Annotated in this window: 17 protein-coding genes; 8 read left to right on the forward strand and 9 right to left on the reverse strand. The window is 73.0% G+C overall.

Annotation, left to right across the window (positions count from 1 at the left end):
* Window positions 1–23 precede the first annotated feature (23 nt).
* Entirely contained in the window at window positions 24–1,283 is a 1,260-nt protein-coding gene (locus GA0070612_RS14380; protein WP_088988350.1) for a M48 family metallopeptidase, read from the forward strand.
* A complete protein-coding gene (locus GA0070612_RS14385; protein WP_088988351.1) occupies window positions 1,280–2,404 on the forward strand; it encodes a glycosyltransferase family 4 protein in 1,125 nt (374 codons plus the stop codon). Before GA0070612_RS14380 ends, GA0070612_RS14385 begins: the two co-directional genes overlap by 4 nt.
* Window positions 2,405–2,414: 10 nt before the next feature.
* On the opposite strand, the gene GA0070612_RS14390 is transcribed toward GA0070612_RS14385, so the two are convergent.
* The 7 genes from GA0070612_RS14390 to GA0070612_RS14420 all read right to left on the reverse strand — a co-directional run bounded on the left by GA0070612_RS14390 (window position 2,415) and on the right by GA0070612_RS14420 (window position 10,838).
* On the reverse strand, window positions 2,415–3,077 hold the full coding sequence (locus GA0070612_RS14390; protein ID WP_088988352.1) for a lysophospholipid acyltransferase family protein: 663 nt from the start codon (window positions 3,075–3,077) through the stop codon (window positions 2,415–2,417).
* A gap of 19 nt (window positions 3,078–3,096) precedes the next feature.
* Window positions 3,097–3,681, reverse strand: a complete 585-nt coding sequence (locus GA0070612_RS14395) for a TetR/AcrR family transcriptional regulator (protein ID WP_088988353.1) — start codon at window positions 3,679–3,681, stop codon at window positions 3,097–3,099.
* Window positions 3,682–3,904: 223 nt separating this feature from the next.
* Window positions 3,905–5,563 carry a putative bifunctional diguanylate cyclase/phosphodiesterase gene (locus GA0070612_RS14400; protein WP_231924633.1) on the reverse strand — a complete coding sequence of 553 codons (1,659 nt, stop codon included), beginning with the start codon at window positions 5,561–5,563 and terminating at the stop codon, window positions 3,905–3,907.
* 79 nt (window positions 5,564–5,642) lie between these two features.
* Complete coding sequence (locus GA0070612_RS14405) at window positions 5,643–6,452, reverse strand: SAM-dependent methyltransferase (protein ID WP_088988355.1); 810 nt, start codon at window positions 6,450–6,452, stop codon at window positions 5,643–5,645.
* Window positions 6,453–6,641: 189 nt separating this feature from the next.
* Window positions 6,642–7,310, reverse strand: coding sequence for a response regulator transcription factor (locus tag GA0070612_RS14410; protein WP_007072219.1), 669 nt, complete (start codon window positions 7,308–7,310; stop codon window positions 6,642–6,644).
* A gap of 7 nt (window positions 7,311–7,317) precedes the next feature.
* Entirely contained in the window at window positions 7,318–9,009 is a 1,692-nt protein-coding gene (locus tag GA0070612_RS14415; protein ID WP_088988356.1) for a sensor histidine kinase, read from the reverse strand.
* Between the two features lie 14 nt (window positions 9,010–9,023).
* A complete protein-coding gene (locus tag GA0070612_RS14420) occupies window positions 9,024–10,838 on the reverse strand; it encodes an AMP-dependent synthetase/ligase (RefSeq protein ID WP_088991502.1) in 1,815 nt (604 codons plus the stop codon).
* Window positions 10,839–11,010: 172 nt separating this feature from the next.
* Here GA0070612_RS14420 and GA0070612_RS14425 point away from each other — a divergent pair, with 172 nt between their 5' ends.
* The 6 genes from GA0070612_RS14425 (at window position 11,011) to GA0070612_RS14450 (ending at window position 16,316) form a co-directional block, all read left to right on the forward strand.
* A complete protein-coding gene (locus GA0070612_RS14425; RefSeq protein WP_088988357.1) occupies window positions 11,011–11,466 on the forward strand; it encodes an SRPBCC family protein in 456 nt (151 codons plus the stop codon).
* Window positions 11,467–11,497: 31 nt separating this feature from the next.
* The gene (locus tag GA0070612_RS14430) at window positions 11,498–12,202 is read left to right on the forward strand and encodes a hypothetical protein (protein ID WP_088988358.1); all 705 of its coding nucleotides are present in this window, start codon (window positions 11,498–11,500) and stop codon (window positions 12,200–12,202) included.
* Window positions 12,203–12,276: 74 nt separating this feature from the next.
* Window positions 12,277–13,224, forward strand: a complete 948-nt coding sequence (locus tag GA0070612_RS14435; RefSeq protein WP_088988359.1) for an ROK family glucokinase — start codon at window positions 12,277–12,279, stop codon at window positions 13,222–13,224.
* 12 nt (window positions 13,225–13,236) lie between these two features.
* Entirely contained in the window at window positions 13,237–13,929 is a 693-nt protein-coding gene (locus GA0070612_RS14440; protein WP_088988360.1) for an endonuclease/exonuclease/phosphatase family protein, read from the forward strand.
* A 115-nt stretch (window positions 13,930–14,044) separates the two neighbouring features.
* A complete protein-coding gene (locus GA0070612_RS14445) occupies window positions 14,045–15,451 on the forward strand; it encodes a flavin-containing monooxygenase (RefSeq protein WP_088988361.1) in 1,407 nt (468 codons plus the stop codon).
* A gap of 70 nt (window positions 15,452–15,521) precedes the next feature.
* Window positions 15,522–16,316 (forward strand): alpha/beta hydrolase, encoded by a 795-nt coding sequence (locus tag GA0070612_RS14450; RefSeq protein WP_088991503.1) that lies wholly within the window; start codon window positions 15,522–15,524, stop codon window positions 16,314–16,316.
* A gap of 9 nt (window positions 16,317–16,325) precedes the next feature.
* Here the strand turns inward: GA0070612_RS14450 and GA0070612_RS14455 are convergent, their stop codons facing one another.
* Both GA0070612_RS14455 and GA0070612_RS14460 read right to left on the reverse strand, forming a co-directional pair.
* Entirely contained in the window at window positions 16,326–17,822 is a 1,497-nt protein-coding gene (locus tag GA0070612_RS14455; protein WP_231924561.1) for an alpha,alpha-trehalose-phosphate synthase (UDP-forming), read from the reverse strand.
* 158 nt (window positions 17,823–17,980) lie between these two features.
* On the reverse strand, window positions 17,981–18,823 hold the full coding sequence (locus tag GA0070612_RS14460; protein ID WP_088988362.1) for a hypothetical protein: 843 nt from the start codon (window positions 18,821–18,823) through the stop codon (window positions 17,981–17,983).
* Window positions 18,824–19,092: the final 269 nt, after the last annotated feature.

Here is a 19,092-nt window from a genome sequence, read left to right on the forward strand (position 1 = left end):
GGGGTACGACGGGCGGTGTCGCGGTGACCCCGCGCGGGTGGGCGCTGCTGGCCCTCGCCGGGTTGACCGTCGTGTTGCTCGTGGTCGCCGCGCTGCTGATCCCCTGGCACCGGCCACCCGCGCCCCGGGCCGACCAGCTCGCGGCGCTGCGGGACCTGCCGGCCGAGCAGGTCGCCAAGGGGCGGGAGTTCCGGGCCGCGTTGCGCCCCGGCAGCTACACCGCCCTCGCCGTCGGCCTGCTGGTCGCCCTCGCGCTCGGGCTCACCCCGCTGGGCAGCCGCCTGATCGAGCTGGTGGGTCGGCCCTTCGGGGGGCACTGGGCGGCGCAGGCCGTGCTCGGCGGGCTGGCGGTCATGCTCGTCGCCGACCTGGTGACACTTCCGTTCGCCGCCTGGCGGCAGAGCGTGCTCACCCGCTACGGGCTGAGCACCAACGGCTGGAACGGCTGGGCCGTCGACCTGCTCAAGTCGTACGCGGTCAGCGCGGTGATCGGCGCGGTGGCCCTGTTCGGCTTCTACGCGGTCATCCGGCTCGCGCCGCGCTGGTGGTGGGCGTTCGGCGCGGGCGGCGCGGCGGTGCTGGTGATCCTGCTGTCGTTCGTGTTGCCGGTGCTCGTGGAGCCGGTGTTCAACAGGTTCACGCCGATGGAGCAGGGGCCGCTGCGCACCGAGCTGATGAGCATGGCAGCCCGGGACGGGGTGCCGGTGCGTGACGTGCTGGTCGCCGACGCCTCCCGTCGCACCAAGGCGGTCAACGCGTACGTCTCCGGTCTCGGCCCGACCCGGCGGGTGGTCGTCTACGACACCTTGCTGACCGAGGCGACGCCGGCCGAGGTGACGGCCGTGGTGGCGCACGAGTTGGGGCACGCCAAGGATTCCGACGTGGCGGTCGGCACGCTGACCGGGGCACTGGGTGCCGCCGCCGCGGTGGTGGCGCTCTACCTGCTCGGTTCGTGGGGGCCGTTGCTGCGGCTGGCCGGTGTCGACTCGGTCGCCCAGCCGCGGGCGTTCCCGTTGCTGCTGGCCCTCGTCACGGTGGTCGGGTTGGTGGCGGCGCCGGTGCAGGCGTTGATGTCGCGGCGGGTGGAGGCACGGGCCGACGCGCACGCCCTCGCGCTCACCGACGACCCGGCGGCCTTCGAGTCGATGCAGCGGCGGCTCGGCTCGGTCAACCTCGGCGATCCCGACCCGCCGCGCTGGGAATACCTCTACTCGGCCTCGCATCCGTCCACCGTGGAGCGGATTGCCGCCGCCCGCGCGTACGCCCGGGAGGCCGGCCGATGAGTCGCACGCTGCTGATCACCAACGACTTTCCGCCCCGCCCGGGCGGCATCCAGTCCTTCGTGCACAACCTGGCCGTGCGGCAACCGACCGGTTCGGTGGTGGTGTACGCGTCCAACTGGCGAGGGTCCGCGAAGTTCGACGCCGACCAGCCGTTCGAGGTGATCCGGGAACGCACCCGGGTGCTGCTGCCGACCCCGTTGATCGCCCGCCGGGCGGCGCGGCTGGCGCGCGCGTACGACTGCGACACGGTGTGGTTCGGGGCGGCGGCCCCGTTGGGGCTGCTCGCGGCCGGTCTGCGCCGACGGGCCGGCGTACGCCGGGTGGTGGCGCAGACCCACGGCCACGAGGTCGGTTGGGCGGCGTTGCCCGCCGCCCGGCCGGCGCTGCGGCGCATCGGTCGGGGGGTGGACGTCACCACCTACCTCGGTGAGTACACCCGCAGCCGGCTGGCCCGGGTGCTGGACGGGGTGACCGAGCTGCGCCAGTTGGCGCCCGGCGTCGACGTGGACACCTACCACCCGACCGTGGACGGCGAGCCGGTCCGGGCACGGCTCGGGTTGACCGACCGCCCGGTGGTGGTCTGCGTGTCCCGGCTGGTGCCGCGCAAGGGCCAGGACATGCTGATCCGGGCGCTGCCGGAGATCCGCCGTCGAGTGCCGGACGCGGCGCTGCTGATCGTCGGCGGTGGGCCGTACCGGGCCACGCTGGAGAAGCTGGCCCGGCAGACCGGCGTGGAACGGGACGTGGTGTTCACCGGCTCGGTGCCGTCGGCCGAGTTGCCCGCGCACTACGCGGCCGGTGACGTCTACGCGATGCCGTGCCGCACCCGCAACCGCGGTCTCGACGTCGAAGGGCTGGGCATCGTCTACCTGGAGGCCTCCGCCACCGGCCTGCCGGTGGTGGCCGGTGACTCTGGGGGCGCACCGGACGCGGTCCGCGAGGGCGAGACCGGTTACGTCGTCCGCGGCCGGGACGTCGCCCAGCTCGCTGACCGGGTCGCCCGGCTGCTCGCCGACCGGGATCTGGCCCGGCAGTTGGGTGCCGCCGGCCGGGCGTGGGTGGAGCGCGAGTGGCGCTGGGAGGCGCAGGCGGAACGGATGGCGGCGTTGCTCGCCGGGTGAACGGCGCCCGTCAGCTCTCCCGGGGCGGGGCGTAGCGCGGCACGTACTCCTGGCCGGTGAGCTTCTGGATCTCCGCCATCACCTCGTCGGTGATCGTTCGGATGTCGCGGGGGCCGGTGATCCGGTCGGCGACCGGGATGGGTGGGCCGAACCGCAACGTGACCGGGTGACGGCGGGGCAGCCGCGCGTCGACCGGCAGCACCTCGGCGGTGCCGAGCACGCCGACCGGGATGATGGGCACCTCGGCGTCGCGGGCCAGGCGGGTCATCCCGACCCGACCCCGGTAGAGCCGACCGTCGGGGGAACGGGTGCCCTCGGGGTACACGGCGACCAGACCACCCGCGCGCAGCACCGGTACGGCGGCGTCGAGGGCGCGCAGGGCGGCCCGGCCGTCGGCGCGGTCGACCCGGATGGCGCCCATGCCGGCGACGATCTGCCGGTTGAGCCAGCCGCCCGGACCTCGGCCGGTGAAGTACTCGGCCTTGGCCCAGAACGTCACGTGTCGGGGCGTCGTGGTGGCGAGGAACAGCTCGTCGGCGACGGACAGGTGATTGCCGGCGAGGATCGCGCCTCCGTGCCGGGGCAGATGCTCCAGTCCTTCCACGCGGGGTCGCCAGGCGAGACGCAGCGCGGTGCCGACGGTCAGCTTGGTGAGGTCGTACAGCAGGGGCACGTGTCCTCCGGGGTCGAGGTCAGGTGGGGGTCGGGCCGAGGTGGGCGTCGAGCGTGGCGCGCAGCAGGGCGTCGTCGTCGGTGGCGCCGGTGGCCAACGGCAGGCTGCCCCAGGCCCAGAGCTGGGCGATGCCGTGCAGGTTGGCCCAGAGCGCGCCGGCGAGCACCGGTGCGGGGGCGTCGGTCGGTCGGCGTACCTGGGCCACCAGGTCGGCCAGCACGGCGAACAGCGGGAGGCTCGTCTCCCGCAGCCGAAGCCGGCCGCTGTCCAGCAGGTCGTGGCGGAACATCAGCTCGAACATGCCGCGATGGGCCGCCGCGAAGTCCAGGTACGTCCGGGCCAGCGCGGTCAGTCGGGTACGCGGGTCGGGCTCGACGTCGCGCATCGTCTGCTCGACCCGGGCGGTGAGGTCCGCGAAGCCCTCGCGGGCGATGGCGGAGAGCAGGTCGACGTGGGTGGGGAAGTAGCGGCGTGGTGCGCCGTGCGACACGCCGGCCCGGCGGGCGATCTCTCGCAGCGACACCGCCGACTGGCCCTCGCGCAGCACCAGGTCCACTCCGGCGGCCACCAGTCGCGCCCGCAACCCGGTCTCGTCCACGTCCATAGACACTGTCTACCAGGTGAGCGTAGACGCTGTCTACGCGAGGTCGACGCGAGTGCAGCGTGGGGTCGCCGGCCGGTGCTGCGATGAGGCGTTGTACCTCTGGGTCATAAATGTGCCTCAGAGGTGTAACGCTCCTGAGTGAACGGCACGCCGACGGGCGCGGTGAGCCGCGCGGCAGGGTGCCCGAGCCACGGTGCGTGGACGAGCCGCCCGCCTGGACGGCTCAGCGGATGCGGGCGAGGATGCGGTCGGCAGGGGCCGGGCGGCCGAAGTGCCAGCCCTGGGCGGCGTCACAGCCGATCGCGCGAAGCCGTTCGGCCTGCCCGGCGGTCTCCACTCCCTCGGCGGTCACCGTCAGGTCCAGTGCGTGCGCCAGCGAGACCAGCGACGCCAGGATCCGTTCGTCGGTACGGCCGACCGACGGCGACCGCAGGCCGGCCACGAACTCCCCGGCCACCTTCAGTTCGGTCACCGGAAGGTCCCGCAGGTACGCCAGATTGCTGTAACCGGTGCCGAAGTCGTCGATGGCGATGCGTACCCCGAGGTCGGCCAGGACCCGCAGGGCGCGGACCGGCTCCTCGGCGGTGCTCATCATCGTGCTCTCGGTGATCTCCAGTTGCAGCCGCTCCGGCGGCAGACCGGTCTGCCGCAGCAGGGCGCGGACCTCCTGCACCAGCCCGGGTCGGTGCACCTGGCGTACCGCCAGGTTGACGCTGACGAACGGTGCCGCCGCGCCGCCGGCGGACCAGGCCTCCGCCTCGCGGCACGCCTCGGCCAGCACCCACCCGCCGAGCTGCACGATCAGGCCGGTCTCCTCGGCCAACCCGATGAAACTGTCCGGTCGCAGCACCCCGAGCTCCGGGTGCCGCCAGCGGACCAGCGCCTCGACGCCGACCAGGCTGCCGTCGCGCAGTGAGGTCAGTGGCTGGTAGTCGAGGTAGAACTCGCCCCGTTCCAGGGCCGCCGGGATGGCGGCGGACAGCGCGTAGCGGGCCAGTTCGCGTTGGTTGCGCTCGGCGTCGTAGAGCGTCCAGCGGGCCCCGCCGGCGGCCTTCGCCCAGTGCAGCGTGCTGTCGGCGGCCCGCATCAGGTCACTGGGGTTGGCCCCGGCGATCTGTCGCTCGACGATGCCGATGCTCGCCGAGATCTGCAGCTCGTGCCCGTCCACCAGGGCCGGTGTGCCGACCGCGGCCAGCGCGGTCTCGGCCACCGTCACCATGGCGTCGGTGCCGCCGCTGTGCTCCACCAGGATGACGAACTCGTCGCCGCCGAGCCGGGCCACCAGGTGCTCACCCATGGCCTTGGACAGCCGTTCGGCCACCGTGACCAGCAGTTGGTCGCCGACCTGGTGCCCCAGGGTGTCGTTCACGACCTTGAAGCGGTCCAGGTCCAGGAAGCACACCCCGACGCGCTGCGCACCCCGGCCCGGCTCGTTCAGCGCGGCGGTGAGCCGTTCGGTGAACAGCGTCCGGTTGGGCAGGGCGGTGAGCGGGTCGTGGGTGGCCTGGTGACGGAACCGGGCCTCGCTGGCCCGCAGGGCCCGTTCGGCCTGCGTACGGGCCCTCATCGCGGCCCGGCGGATCGACTCCTGCTCGTCGAGCGTCCGGTCGCGCAGCGCACGGGCGTAGCCGGTCGCCACGGCCGCGAGCAGCCGGGCCATCCGGTCCTCGACGTCCTCGGCGACCAGGCCCAGGTCGCGCACCAGGCGGAGCTGGATGACCTCGACGGTACGGCCGAGCCCCTCCGCGGAGGCGATGTGCGCGGCGACCAGTTCGGCGCCGACCCGGTGCCCGGCACGCAGGTCGAACGGCTCGGTCAGCAACGCGCCGGCCAGTTGGCCGGTGAGTCGGTCCAGAAGGGCTTCCAGTTGGGCCTGGGTCATCGGCAGGTAGCTGGTCCCGGAGACCGCCTTCGCCCAGGCGCGGGCGAACGTGCCCGGGTGGGAGGCCACGCCGGGCGGCTCAGCCACCGAGCCGCCCGACACCGCCCATGAAGACCGCCCGCTCGGCGTCCTCCGCGCTCTCCGGAGTGTCCGGTCGCCACTCGGGCACCCAGACCACGCCGGGATCGAGCAGCTCGAACCCGTCGAAGAGCGCGGTCAGCTCGGCGCGGCTGCGGACCCACAGCGGGTTGTCGGTGCGCTGGTAGACCCGTTCCGCCTCGGCGCGCTCGTCCTTGCTGCGCCCGTCGTCGCTGGCCTGCGACAGCACGAGGTGGCTGCCGGGGGCCAGCGCGTCACGCAGCGTCCCCAGCAGCTCCGCAGGGCGGTCGTCGTCGGAGACGAAGTGCAGGACGGCCACCACCATCACGGCGACCGGCTCGCTCAGGTCGAGCAGCTTGCGGACGTCCGGGTGGGTCAGGATCGCCTCCGGGCGTCGCAGGTCCTCCTGCACCACCACCGCCCGTTCGTTGCCGGCGAGGATCTCACGGCTGTGCGCCACCGCCACCGGGTCGACGTCCACGTAGACCACCCGCGACTGCGGGTCGAGCCGCTGGGCGATCTCGTGGACGTTGCCGACGGTCGGGATGCCCGAGCCGATGTCCAGGAACTGCCGGATCCCGGCCTCGGCGAGGTGGTGCACGGCCCGGCGCAGGAACGCCCGGTTGGCCTGCGCCATCAGTGGCGCCTCCGGCACCGCCGCGACCATCGCCTGCGCCGCGGCGCGGTCGGCGGCGAAGTTGTGCGAACCACCGAGGTAGTAGTCGTACATCCGCGCGACGCTCGGGCGCTCGATGTCGATGGTGTCGGGTGCCCAGTCCGGCCGCTGCATGCGTCAACCCCTCGAGTCCGCGACGCGGGCGTCGTCACCCGCGCGGGTATTGTGCACCCGCCACGCACGCCAGACCATAGCGCGCCGGAGGTTGCCCGCCGACGTCGGTCGATGCGCGACGGCCCGCGCCGGGGGTGAAGCCGGCGCGGACCGTCGGCCGCGACGTCCCGCTCGACGAGCGGGAACAGATCAGAACTTGGGCGCGTCCGGTGCCTCGAGCAGGCCGAGTCGGAGCGCGGTCATCAGGGCCTGCGCCCGGTTGGCCGCCCCGAGCTTCTCGTAGAGCTTCGAGATGTGCGTCTTGGCCGTGGACTCGCTGACGAACAGCTGCTTGGCGATCCCCGCCACGCTCATGCCGTCGGCGAGCAGCCGCAGCACCTGCCCCTCCCGCGGCGACAGCTGCGGGCCGGACGGGGCGAGCCGACGCTTCATCGCCTCGGCCAGGTCGGCGGCGGTGAACGCGCTGGGGGACGAGGCGGCGTGCCGCGCGGCGGCCACCACCTCGTCGGCCGGGGCGGTCTTCGGCACGAAGGCGCTCGCGCCGGCCTCCAGTGCGCCGAAGAGCTGGTCGTCGCCGGCGTACATGGTCAGCACCACGATGCCCATCGACGCGCTGGACTTGCGCAGCGCGCGGGTGGCCTCCAGGCCGCTGCCGTCGGGCAGCCGCAGATCCATGATCACCACGTCCGGCTGCAGGGCGCCGGCCTGGCGTACACCCTCCGCCGCCGTGGCCGCCTCACCGACGACCTCGAACTGACGGTCGCGCTCGAAGGCGTGCCGCAGGCCCTTGCGAATCAGGTCATGATCGTCGACAAGGAGGACCTTGGTGCGGGTGGCCGGTGTCGGACTTGTGGTCATCCTCGGGTTACTCCCCTTCTGGTGCTGCGCTGTCGCGCACGTTGTCGCGCCGGGACGAGGAACCGAGAACCACCGCCACGGTCGTGCCGCTGGGTTGCCGCGGCCTGATCTCCAACCGGCCCCGGATACGTTCCGCCCTCTCGGCCATGATCGCAAGACCGTACCGTCCGTCGGGGCGCTGGTCAGCCATCCCCTGACCGTCATCCGACACTTCTATTTGCGCGTACGGGGGGTCGACCTCACACGTGACCCACAAATTCGAGGCTCCGGCGTGCTTGCGGGCGTTGGTCACCGCCTCCTGCGCGATGCGCAGCAACTCGGCCTCGGTGGCCGCCGGCAGCCGTGCGGTCGACTCGTCCAGCGAGAGGTGCACCCGCAGCCCGCCGGACGCGCCCACGGTGCGCGCGTACTCGGCGATCGCCGCGGCCAGCCCGCCCTGCCGGTCCACCTCGCTGCGCAGCTCGAAGAGGCTCAGCCGCAGCTCCTGGATCACCCGGGTCACCTCGGCGCGCAGCGTACGCAGGGACTCGGCGGTCTCCTCCGCGTCGTCGAAGACGGTGGCCATGGCGTTGTCGATGCCGTAGCCGACCATCACCAACTCCTGTGCCACCCCGTCGTGGATCTCCCGGGCGAGCCGCTGCCGCTCCTCGTTGGTGGCCAGCGAGCGGACCTCGTCGAACAGCAGCGCCGCCTCCAGCCGCAGCGCGGCCGGGCGGGTCAGCGCGGTCACCCGGGACACCACCGGCGGCGGGTACGCCTGCGCGACGTCCGCCTCCAGCACCACCAACCCCACCGTGCGCACACCGGCGACCAGCGGGACGATCAGCGCGGACACGTCACCGCCGCGGTGCGAGCGTGACTGGGACCGTGCGGCCGTCGTGGCCTGCTGGCTGGCCCAGGCGTCGGCGATGGCCGAATCCGCGTCCAGCGTCGTCTCCCAGTCGACCCGGTCGACGCCGGCCTGGGCGAGCACCACGAGCCGGCCGCCGCCGCTGGCCGACAGCACCGCGCCCCGGCGCGTCTGGGCCACCGTGCGCAACTCCTCCAGCAGATGCTCGGAGATGCCGCCCGGGTCGAGGGTGGCCCCGGGGAGCTGCCGGGCCACCGTCCTTAGTTGGGTCAGCAGCCGGGTGGCCTCGGCGTACGGCTGGGGTTTGCCCTCGCCGCGTACCGCCATCACCCGGTGCAGGGTGCCGGCGGCGTAGAGCCCGAGGGCCGCCAGGATCAGCCACTGCGCGCAGACCGCGAGGTAACCCGGCTGGCCGAGCTGAATCCCGCCGTCGACGGTGGTCAGGGCCCCGCTGATCAGCAGGGTGGCGGCGGTGACCGCGAGCAGGGCGCTGCCCTCACGGAAGCGGCGGCGCAGCGCGGTGACGGTCACCGGGACCGCCAGGTAGGGGAGTATCGCCGAGGCGCCGAGGCCGTCGACGGTGCCGCCGATCGACGCGACCGCTGCCACGTGGCTCGCGGCCAGGCCCAGCACCACGACCTCCGCCACCCTGCTCAGCGGCGCGATCAGCCGGTGCTGGGGAGCCAGCAGGGACGGCAGACCGGCCACCGCCAGCAACGCGACCCACCACAGCTGGGTGACGTCACGGGTGGCGAACAGGGTCAGGACGGCGATCAACGCCAGCATCACCAGGCGGGCGGCCGCGGCGAGGGGATGCGGGTGCGGTGCGGTGGCTGTGGATGCGGGCACGTGACGGATGGTAGTCAGCCTCGGTAGATATCGGCGATCTCCGCCGCGTACGTCTTGTGGACGACCTGGCGCTTGACCTTGAGCGACGGGGTCAACTCGCCGGTCGCCTCGGTGAAGTCGCGGGGCAGGACCCGGAACATCTTGATCGCCTCGGCCTTGGAGACGGCCTGGTTCGCGGTGTCGATCGCGGTCTGGATCTCCTGGCGCAGGCCCTCGTGCTCGCGCAGCTGCTCGACCGTGGTGTCGGCGGGCAGGCCGGCGTTCTCCAACCAGGTCGGCAGCGCCTCCTCGTCCACCGTCACGAGTGCCGCGATGAACGGCTTGGCGTCACCGACCACGACACACTGGCTGATCAACGGGTGCGCCCGGACCAGGTCCTCCAGCACCGCCGGGGCGACGTTCTTGCCACCGGCGGTGACGATCAGCTCCTTCTTGCGGCCGGTGATGCTCAGGTAGCCGTCCGCGTCGAGGTTGCCCAGGTCGCCGGTGCGGAACCAGCCGTCGGAGCTGATCGTCTCGGCGGTCGCCGCCTCGTTGCGCCAGTAGCCCTGGAAGACCAACTCGCCGGAGATCAGGATCTCGCCGTCGTCCTCGATGCGGACGGTCACACCGGGCAGCGGGCGACCGACAGTGCCGATCCGGGTGCCGGTGGGCAGGTTCGCCGCGGCGGCGGGCGAGGTCTCGGTGAGGCCGTAGCCCTCCAGGACGGTCACGCCGATGCCGCGGAAGAAGTGCCCGAGTCGGGCGCCGAGCGGCGCGCCGCCGGAGATCGCGTCCCGGCACCGCCCGCCGAGCGCGGCGCGCAGCTTCCGGTAGACCAGCCGGTCGAAGACCGCGCGCTGGGCGCGCAGGGCCAGGCCGGGTCCGCCCCGGGTCTCCAGGGCCTCGCTGTACGCGATGGCGACCTGCTCCGCGCGGGCGAAGATGCCGCCCTTGCCGTCCGCCTCGGCCTTCTGCTTGGCGGCGTTGTAGACCTTCTCGAACACCCGGGGTACGGAGAGCACGAAGGTCGGCCGGAACGCCTGCAACTCGGCGACCAGGTTCTTGGTGTCGGCGCAGTGCGCCATGGTGGCCCGCGCCTGCACGACGCCGATCTGGATCAGGCGCGCGAAGGCGTGCGCCAGGGGGAGGAACAGCAGGGTGGTCGCGCCGGCGTTGAACAGGTTCGGCAGCACCGGCACCGCGTTGGCGATGTCGGCGTACATGTTGCGGTGGGTGAGCACGCAGCCCTTGGGTCGGCCGGTGGTGCCGCTGGTGTAGATGATCGTGGCCAGGTCGTCGGCGTGGACGGCTTTGCGTCGCCGTTCGACCTCGGCGGGCTCGACCTGCGCGCCGGTCGTGACCAGCTCGTCGACCGCGCCGCTGTCGATCTGCCAGACGGTGTTCAGCTCGGGCAGTCGGTGCCGGACACCGGCGATCAGGCTGGCGTGCGCCTCGGTCTCCACCACCACGCCGACCGCGTTGGAGTCCTCAAGGATCCAGGCGGCCTGCTCGGCGCTGGACGTCTCGTAGATCGGCACGGTGACCGCGCCGACGGCCCAGATGGCGTAGTCCAGCAGCGTCCACTCGTAGCGGGTGCGGCTCATCAGACCGACCCGGACGCCCGGCTCGACGCCGGCGGCGATCAGGCCCCGGGCCACGGCGGCCACCTCGTCGCGGAACTGGAGGCAGGTCACGTCGGTCCAGGTGGTGACGGTGCCGTCGGCGCCGGGGACGGGGCGGGCGAACTGAACGGCGTCGGGCGCGACCTCGGCGTTGTCCCAGACCGGATCGGTGAGGTTGGCCGCGTCGCCAACGGTGACGATCGGCGGGACGGAGAACTCGCGCACCTGCACTCCTTCGTGCTCGCACTGGCCGGGCCGGCCGCCACGGTGGGCGTCGGTTGTGTCGAAACCTACCCGGTGAGCTAGGGCACCCCGCTAACGCCCGCCGTCGGACGGTGCCTGTTGTCGCCGGGGGCGGCGCGGCGTGCGGGCGCTACCCGCCGGGTAGCCTCCCCCCATGGCGGACTCCTCCACCCAGTCGATCATCATCGGCGCCGCACCGGAACGGGTGACGGCGGTCATCTGCGACTTCGCGCGCTACCCCGAGTGGACCGACGCGGTGCGCCGCGCCGAGGTCGTCGAGGAGTACGAGGACGGCTACGCCAGTCAGGTGCGCTTCACCATCGACGCCGGGGTGATGGCCGACGAGTACGTGCTCGCCTACGAGTACGCCGAGGACCTGTCCCGGATCGAGTGGCACCTGGTCGCCCCCTCGAAGATGCAGAAGAGCCAGCGCGGCTCGTACGACCTGGTGGGTAACCCGGACGGCAGCACCACGGTGACCTACACCCTGGAGGTCGACCTGTCGGTGGGAATGCTCGGGATGTTTCGGCGCAAAGCCGAGAAGATGATCATGGACACCGCGTTGAAGCAGCTCAAGCGCCGGGTAGAAGCAACCGGTGCGGCGCAGTGACGTGTCCGGTGGCACGGTAGAGGAGCCGAGGGTGGGCGGAACGGATCCGGGTTCGGCCCGGGAAGAGGCGGAGCGGCTGGTCGCCACGGTGCTCGCGGGGGCGCGACTGGCCTCCGCCGGCTCGGCGGGCGGCGCTCTCGGCTCGCTGGGCGGGGTGCTGGCCGGTGTCCTCGGTCACAGTGGCGGTGCCGACGGGCGTCCCGGCGCCGGTGGTGCTTTCGCCACCGGTTCGCCCGAATGCTGTGTCTGCCCGGTCTGTCGGGGCATCGCCGCGTTGCGTGACCCGAGTCCGGAATTCGCCGAGCGTCTCGCGACCGGCGCGGGGGACCTCGCGGCGGGTGTCGCCAGCCTGCTCCGCGCGTTCTCCCCGGTGGAGCCGCCCACGGCGAGCCCCGGCGGGCCGCCGACCGGAACGCCGTACCGGACCTCGCCGGAATCGGCCGGGAGCACCGAGGAGGTGCCGCCGGAGCCGGCCGCCCAGGAGCCGCCCACCGCGGCGGCCGACGATCACGTGTGGCGCGATGCCACCCGCACCGGGCATGATTCTCAGCCGGCGCCGGAACGGGATGTCTGGTCGGTCGCCACCCGGACGGCGGATCCACTCGCCCCGGCCGCCGCACCACCCGTCGACGAGGCCGGGTCGGCGACCGTGCCGGCACCGACCACCCGTCCCGTGGTGCCCGCCTCGCGGGTGCCCGATCACTCCGACGCGGAAGCATCGGGCGACGGCGCCTGAGCGCGGGACATCCCGACCCGGACCGGCAGGTCGCCGGCGCGCGGGCCGGACAGCAGCAGAGGGGGGCGGCAGCGGTGACGCTGACCATCGGAGTCGACGTCGGTGGCACGAAGGTGGCCGGCGGTGTCGTGGACGAGACCGGCACGGTCCTCGTGCAGGCCCGACGGGACACTCCCGCCGACGACGTCGGCAAGACCCGCGACGTCATCATCGAGCTGGTCGGGGAGCTGGCCGCCGGTCGGACGATCGAGGCCGTCGGCATCGGCGCGGCCGGCTGGATCGACGCCAGTCGGTCGACGGTCCTCTTCGCCCCCAACCTGGCCTGGCGTGACGAACCGCTGCGCGAGTACGTCGCCAAGGCCATCGGGCTTCCGGTGATCGTGGAGAACGACGGGAACGTGGCCGCCTGGGCCGAGTTCCGGTACGGCGCGGCCCGCGCCGCCGACGACTCCATGATCATGTTCACCATCGGCACCGGCGTGGGCGGCGGCGTCGTCCTCGGCGGCGAGTTGATCCGCGGCGCGCACGGCATCGCCGCCGAACTGGGCCACATGCTGGCCGTTCCGGACGGACACCAGTGCGGCTGCGGCCGGCTGGGCTGCATCGAGCAGTACGCCAGCGGCAGCGCCCTCGTGCGCTTCGCCCGAGCCGGCGCCCGGCAGGAACCCAACCGGGCCGCCGCGCTGCTGGAGCTGGCCGGCGGTGAGGCCGAGGCGATCACCGGCCCGATGGTGACCGCCGCCGCGCAGGACGGCGACCCGATCTCCGCCGAGGCGTTCGCGCAGATCGGCCGGTGGCTGGGCACCAGCCTCGCCGACATGGCGCAGATCCTCGACCCGCAGACCCTGGTGGTCGGCGGCGGTGTGATCGACGCCGGTGACCTGCTGCTCGGCCCGACGCGCCGCTCGTACGTCGACGCGCTCGCCCAGCGTGGTCGCCTGCCGGTGGCCGACGTGGTCCCGGCGGAGCTGGGCAACAGCGCGGGCGTGATCGGCGCCGCCGACCTGGCCCGCCGGATCTGAGGCGGTCCTCCGATGGGCGTACCGCTGCGCGTGGTGTCGTACAACATCCACAGCCAGCGCGACGACACCGCCGCGCTGGCGGCGGTGGTCCGGTCGGCGAAGCCGGACGTGGTGATCGTGCAGGAGGGGCCACGCCGGTTCCGGTGGCGGCAGAAGTCCGCCACGTTGGCCGAGTCGTTCGGCCTGGTGGTGGCCGCCGGCGGCCTGCCGGCGCTGGGCAACCTGCTGTTGACCAACCTGCGGGTCCAGGTGAACGACACCCGGTGCCAGCGCTTCCCGCTGACCCCCGGCCGGCACCTGCGCGGCGCCGCGTACGCCGACTGCCGGGTGGCCGGCGCCCGGTTCACCGTCGCCGGCTCGCACCTGTCCACCGACCCGGCCGAGCGGCCGGCGCAGGCCGCCGAGTTCAAGCGGGGTCTCGACGCGGCGACCAGCCCGGTGCTGGCCGGCGCGGACCTCAACGAGGGACCGGACGGGTCGGCCTGGGCGACAGTGTCACAGGGGCTGACCGACGCCGCGGTGGCGGCCGACCGGGCGGACCGGCTCACCTACTCCTGCCACGAGCCGCGCCGACGCATCGACGCGCTCTTCGTCGACCCGCGGATCACCGTCGTCGACTACGACGTGGTGGACACCCCGCAGACCCGGCGCGCCTCCGACCACTTCCCGGTCCTGGTCGACCTGCTGCTGCCCGGCACCGACTGACCCTGGCGTCGGCTCGCCCGCCGACGTCCGCACGGTAGGACTGGACATCCGGCGTCGTTGTGGAGAGGATTTCGCGGCGACCGGCACGCCTGCCGTACCAAAAGGAGATGTTTCGGTGTCCACCTCCACCGACCACGGCCGGCCCGATCCGGAGGCGACCCCGCCCGCGCCGGGCGACGACGGTCGCCCGGTCTCCGACCGGGGCGACACGGTCTGCGTCATCGGGGCCGGGGCCAGCGGTCTGACGGCCGTCAAGAACCTGCGCGAGCACGGCTTCGGCGTCGACTGTTACGAGCGGGAGACCGGCGTCGGCGGCGCCTGGAACTGGCGACACGACCGCAGCCCGGTGTACGCCAGCACCCACCTGATCTCGTCGAAGCCGTTCACCCAGTTCCCGGACTTCCCGATGCCGGACTCCTGGCCGGACTACCCGCACCACAGCCAACTGCTGTCCTACTTCGAGCGGTACGCCGACCACTTCGACCTGCGTTCGCACATCTGGTTCGGCACCGAGGTGGTGCGGGTCGAGCCCGCGCCGGGGGAGCGGTGGGACGTGACCACCCGCTCCACCGGCGGGTACGGCCCGGAGCGCACCTCCCGGTACGCCGCCGTGGTGATCGCCAACGGGCACAACTGGTCGCCGAAGCTGCCCCGCTACGAGGGGTTGGAGGAGTTCCGCGGCGAGATCATGCACTCCTCGTCCTACAAGGACCCGGCGCAGTTGCGCGGCAAGCGGGTGCTGGTGGTCGGTGCCGGCAACACCGGTTGTGACATCGCCGTCGAGGCCGCCCAGCAGGCGTCGCGCTGCTGGCACTCCACCCGGCGCGGCTACTGGTACGCGCCGAAGTACGTGCTGGGCCGCCCTGCCGACCAGGTGAACGACAGCCTGCTGGCGCTGCGGGTGCCGCTGCGGGTCCGGCAGTGGCTCTATCACTGGACGCTGCGACTGACCGTCGGCGACCTCACCCGCTTCGGCCTGCCCAAGCCCGACCACCGGGTGTACGAGACGCATCCCATCGCCAACAGCCAGCTCGTGTACTACGTGGGCCACGGCGGGATCGGCCCGGTGCCGGACATCGCCCGATTCCACCCGTACGCCGTGGAGTTGGCCGACGGTCGCGAGATCGACCCCGAGGTGGTCGTCTTCGCCACCGGCTACCTGCCCCGCTTCGAGTTCCTCGACGCGTCGGTGTTCGGCGACAGCGCGGGGGCGGGTCGGCCGACCCTGTGGCTCAACGCGTTCACCCCGGGGCACCCGACGCTGGCGGTCGCCGGCCTGGTGCAGCCGGACTCCGGGTTGTTCACCCTGTCGCACTGGCAGACGGTGCTCTTCGCCCGCCTGCTCCAGGCCCGACGGGACCGACCGGAGCGGGCGGCGGCGTTCGCCCAGCGGGTGCGGGAGCGGGCCGGGGAGCGCTACTCCGGGCAGGTCAAGGAGAGCAGCCGGCACTGGTTCGAGGTCGGTCACGCCGACTACCTGCGCGCCGTCCAGCGCGCCCTAGTCGACCTGGAGGGCAAGTGAGCGCGAGGAGTGAGCTTGCGAGCCCCGCAGTCGCGAACGGAAGGCAGGAACAGTGACCGAGCTGCGGATCATGCGGGGCCGGGAGTGGTCACGTCCGGTCCGGCCGGTGCGCCGGGAGGTGCTCAGCGCCCTTCCCGAGCACGAGCAGGGGCGTCCGCCGCTGCTCTTCGTACCCGGATTCGGGCACGGCGCGTGGGCGTTCGCCGAGCACTGGCTGGGTCATGCGGCGTCGCGGGGCTTCCCGGCGTACGCGGTGAGCCTGCGCGGGCACGGGGCCAGCGAGCCGGCGCCGGAGGCGACGCTGCGGGCGTACACCCATGACGTGGTCCAGGTGGCCGCGAGCCTGCCGCGGCAGACGGTGCTGGTGGGGCACGGCGCCGGGGCGCTGGTGGTGGCGCACGCGTTGGCCCGCTACCCGGCGCGGGGCGCGGTGCTGGTGGCGCCGGTCTTCGGCGGGTGGGGAGTGCTGGGTGCGGCCCTGCGTCGGAACCCGGCCGGCACGGTGCCGGCGGCGTTCGGCGGGCCGTTGCGGCTCAACCGTGGGCAGTTGTTCAGCCGCGAGTTGCCGGACGAGGAGGCCCGACGGCACGTCGGACGGCTCGGCCGGGCCAGCCGCCGGGCGCAGTGGGCGCTGCTGGGGCAGCCGGAGCCCGAGCCGGCGGTGGGTGCGCCGCCGGTGCTGGTGTTGGGCAGCCCGGACGACCGGGTGGTGCCGGCGTCGACGTTGACGCGGGTGGCCCGCCGGTACGGTTCGGCCCCGCTGCTCTTCCCCGGCATGGGCCACGATCTGATGCTGGACGCGCGCTGGGCCGAGCCGATCGACGCGATCCTGGACTGGTTGGAGAAGGAGCCGGCGGCGCACTGACGCCGGGGGTCAGCCGCCGGTCTGCTGGGTGGCCGGACTGCCGGCGGGGCCGGCGGGTCGGGGCACCCGTGCGCCGTCCTCGGGGCCGCCGTCGGTGCTGGACAGGCGGCTGACCAGGGCGCCGCTCTCGTCCAGGGCGCGCAGGTAGGAGCGGGCCCAGGCCCGGATGTCGTGTTGTTGCAGGTGGGCGCGCATGGCTCGCATCCGCTGGGTGACGTCGTCCGGGCTGGCCCGCAGCGCCGCCCGCAGCGCCTGCTTGAGCCCTTCCAGGTCGTGCGGGTTGACCAGGTACGCCTGGGACAGCTCGGCGGCGGTGCCGGCGAACTCGCTGAGCAGCAGCGCGCCGTCGTCGTCCACCCGGGCGGCCACGTACTCCTTGGCGACCAGGTTCATCCCGTCCCGCAGCGGGGTCACCGCCATCACGTCGGCGACCCGGTAGAGGGCGGCCAGCTCGGCCCGGTCGAAGGGCTGGGTGAGGTAGTGGATCGCCGGTTCGCCGACCCGGCCGAACTCGCCGTTGATCCGGCCCACCTCGCGCTCGATGCGTTCCCGCAGGATCTGGTACTGGCCGACGCGTTCCCGGCTCGGCATGGCGACCTGCACCAGCACGGTGTCGCGGACCTTGACGTCGCCGGTGGCGAGCAGTTCGCTGTACGCCTTGAGGCGCTGCTCGATGCCCTTGGTGTAGTCCATCCGGTCGACGCTGAGGATGACCTGCCGGGGGTCGCCGAGGTCCTGCCGGAGCCGGTGGGCACGGGCGGCCACGTCCGGTCGGGCGGCGAGCGCGGCCATCTCGGCGGTGTCGATGGAGACCGGGAACGCGCCGATGCGGACGACCCGGTCGTCGATGCCGATGCGCCGGTCGGTCGCCGGCAGCTCCAGCACCTTGGTCACCAGTTGGGCGAAGTTGTGTGCCGCCTGGGCCCGTTGGAAGCCGACCAGGTCGGCGCCGAGCATGCCGCGCAGCAGCTCGGCCCGACGGGGTAGCTGCATGAACAGCTCCGGCGGCGGGAAGGGCACGTGCAGGAAGAACCCGATGCGCAGGTCGGGGCGGAGCGCGCGCAGCAGGCCGGGGACCAGTTGCAGGTGGTAGTCCTGCACCCAGACCACCGCGCCCTGCTCGGCCACCTGGGCGGTGGCCTCCGCGAACCGTTGGTTGACCCGCTGGTACGCCTCCCACCAGCGCCGGTGGTGCTGTGGCTGCTCCACGGCGTCGTGGTAGAGGGGCCAGAGGGTGGCGTTGGCGAACCCCTCGTAGTGGTCGCGGAAATCTTCCGCGCTGAGCGCGACGGTGTGCATGCGGACGCCGTCCACGTCCGGCAGGGTGGGGGCGGGCCCGGTGCCGCCGGCCCAGCCGACCCAGGTCGCCGGGGTGTGTCGCAGGAGCGGGTGTAGCGCGCTGACCAGCCCACCCGGGCTGCGCCGCCACTCGCAGGCCCCGTCGGGGGCCTGGCTGTCGTCGATGGGAAGGCGGTTGGCCACCAGCACGAGGGAACTCTGTCGCATCTCGGGCATTCCGATCAGCAGAGGACTGACCGCCACGAGCAAGGGAAAACCGGTCAGTCAGCGGGGGAAGTGACGTACAGCGGTATTCCTACTGACAGTAAGTTACACCACTGTTACGGCATCGGCGGGACGGTGCCGTCCCGCAATGCGGGCCCCGATCAGACGACGGCGCCGTTGTCCGGGTCGTCCTCGTCCTCGTCGCCGGGGCGCAACCGCCAGATCAGCGTGACGAAACCGGCCAGGATGCCGGTGAACCCGAACAGGGTGACCGCCGACTTGTCCACCGGAATCAGCCACGGGAACAGGAAGAGCGCGAACCCGATGACCACGCCGAGCACGCCGACCACCGCGTACTTGCTGACCCGCGGCAGCGGCGGCGGTGGTGGCGGGTGGTAACCCTCGTCGTCCTCGTCGTCGGGCAGGTCGGCGCCGAAGGTGTCCAGCCCGTCCAGCAGCGACGGCTCGTCCGGCCGGGCGCCCCGACCGACCGAGATCCCCGAGATGTCGGTCGCGGACGGCAGCCGGCGGACATCGGTGGCGGTCGGACCCGGCTCGTCGGCGCCGGAGCGGGCCAGCGGACCGGCCGCCGGCTCGTCCCGTTCCTCGACGTTCTCCGAAGCCGGCCACGGGTGGTCGTCCGTCGACGAGGTGGTGTGGAAGCCCGCCACGATCCGAGCCCACTCGGCGTCGATGTCCGGTTCGTCCCGGGCGGGTGGCTGCTCCGGAGCGCCCTCGTCGGAGAGCTGGGTCAGGTAGTCGCGCGCGGTGGTCAGATGCGACCGGTCGACGTAGAGCCGGTCGACCGGTCGGGCCGGAACGGTGGTGGTGCGGGTGACCGGGTTGAGGTCGGCGGAGGGCTGCAGGTAGGCGGCGATCCCGCCGGCGGCCAGCACGTCCAGCAGGTGCTCACCGACGCGCGGATCGACGTCGCCGACGACGGCGTACTCGCTCGCGTCGAGCCCGTTGTCCCGCCGTCCCCGGCGGGCCCCACCCGCTGACACCCGGACATCCCCCTTAACGCGCCTTCCGGCGCGGCCACCCTGCACCTCGACGCCCGACGGCACGCCGTGCTCTGAATCGTGACACGTCAGGGCATGGTTCCGGGAGTGCGTTGTGTCGCGTCTTCCAAAGTCACGGCTGCCGTCGCAGGTCGCGGCGGGGGTCGTTTGTCCGTTCTTGCGCAACGAGTGCTATCTCGATGAGGCTGGAAGCCGGAGCGACCGACGGGCGGGCGGAACCCAGTTGGGCTGCCCGCGTGTGCGCGGAGGGG

This window comes from Micromonospora chokoriensis, assembly GCF_900091505.1.
GTDB classification, from domain to species: Bacteria; Actinomycetota; Actinomycetes; order Mycobacteriales; family Micromonosporaceae; genus Micromonospora; species Micromonospora chokoriensis.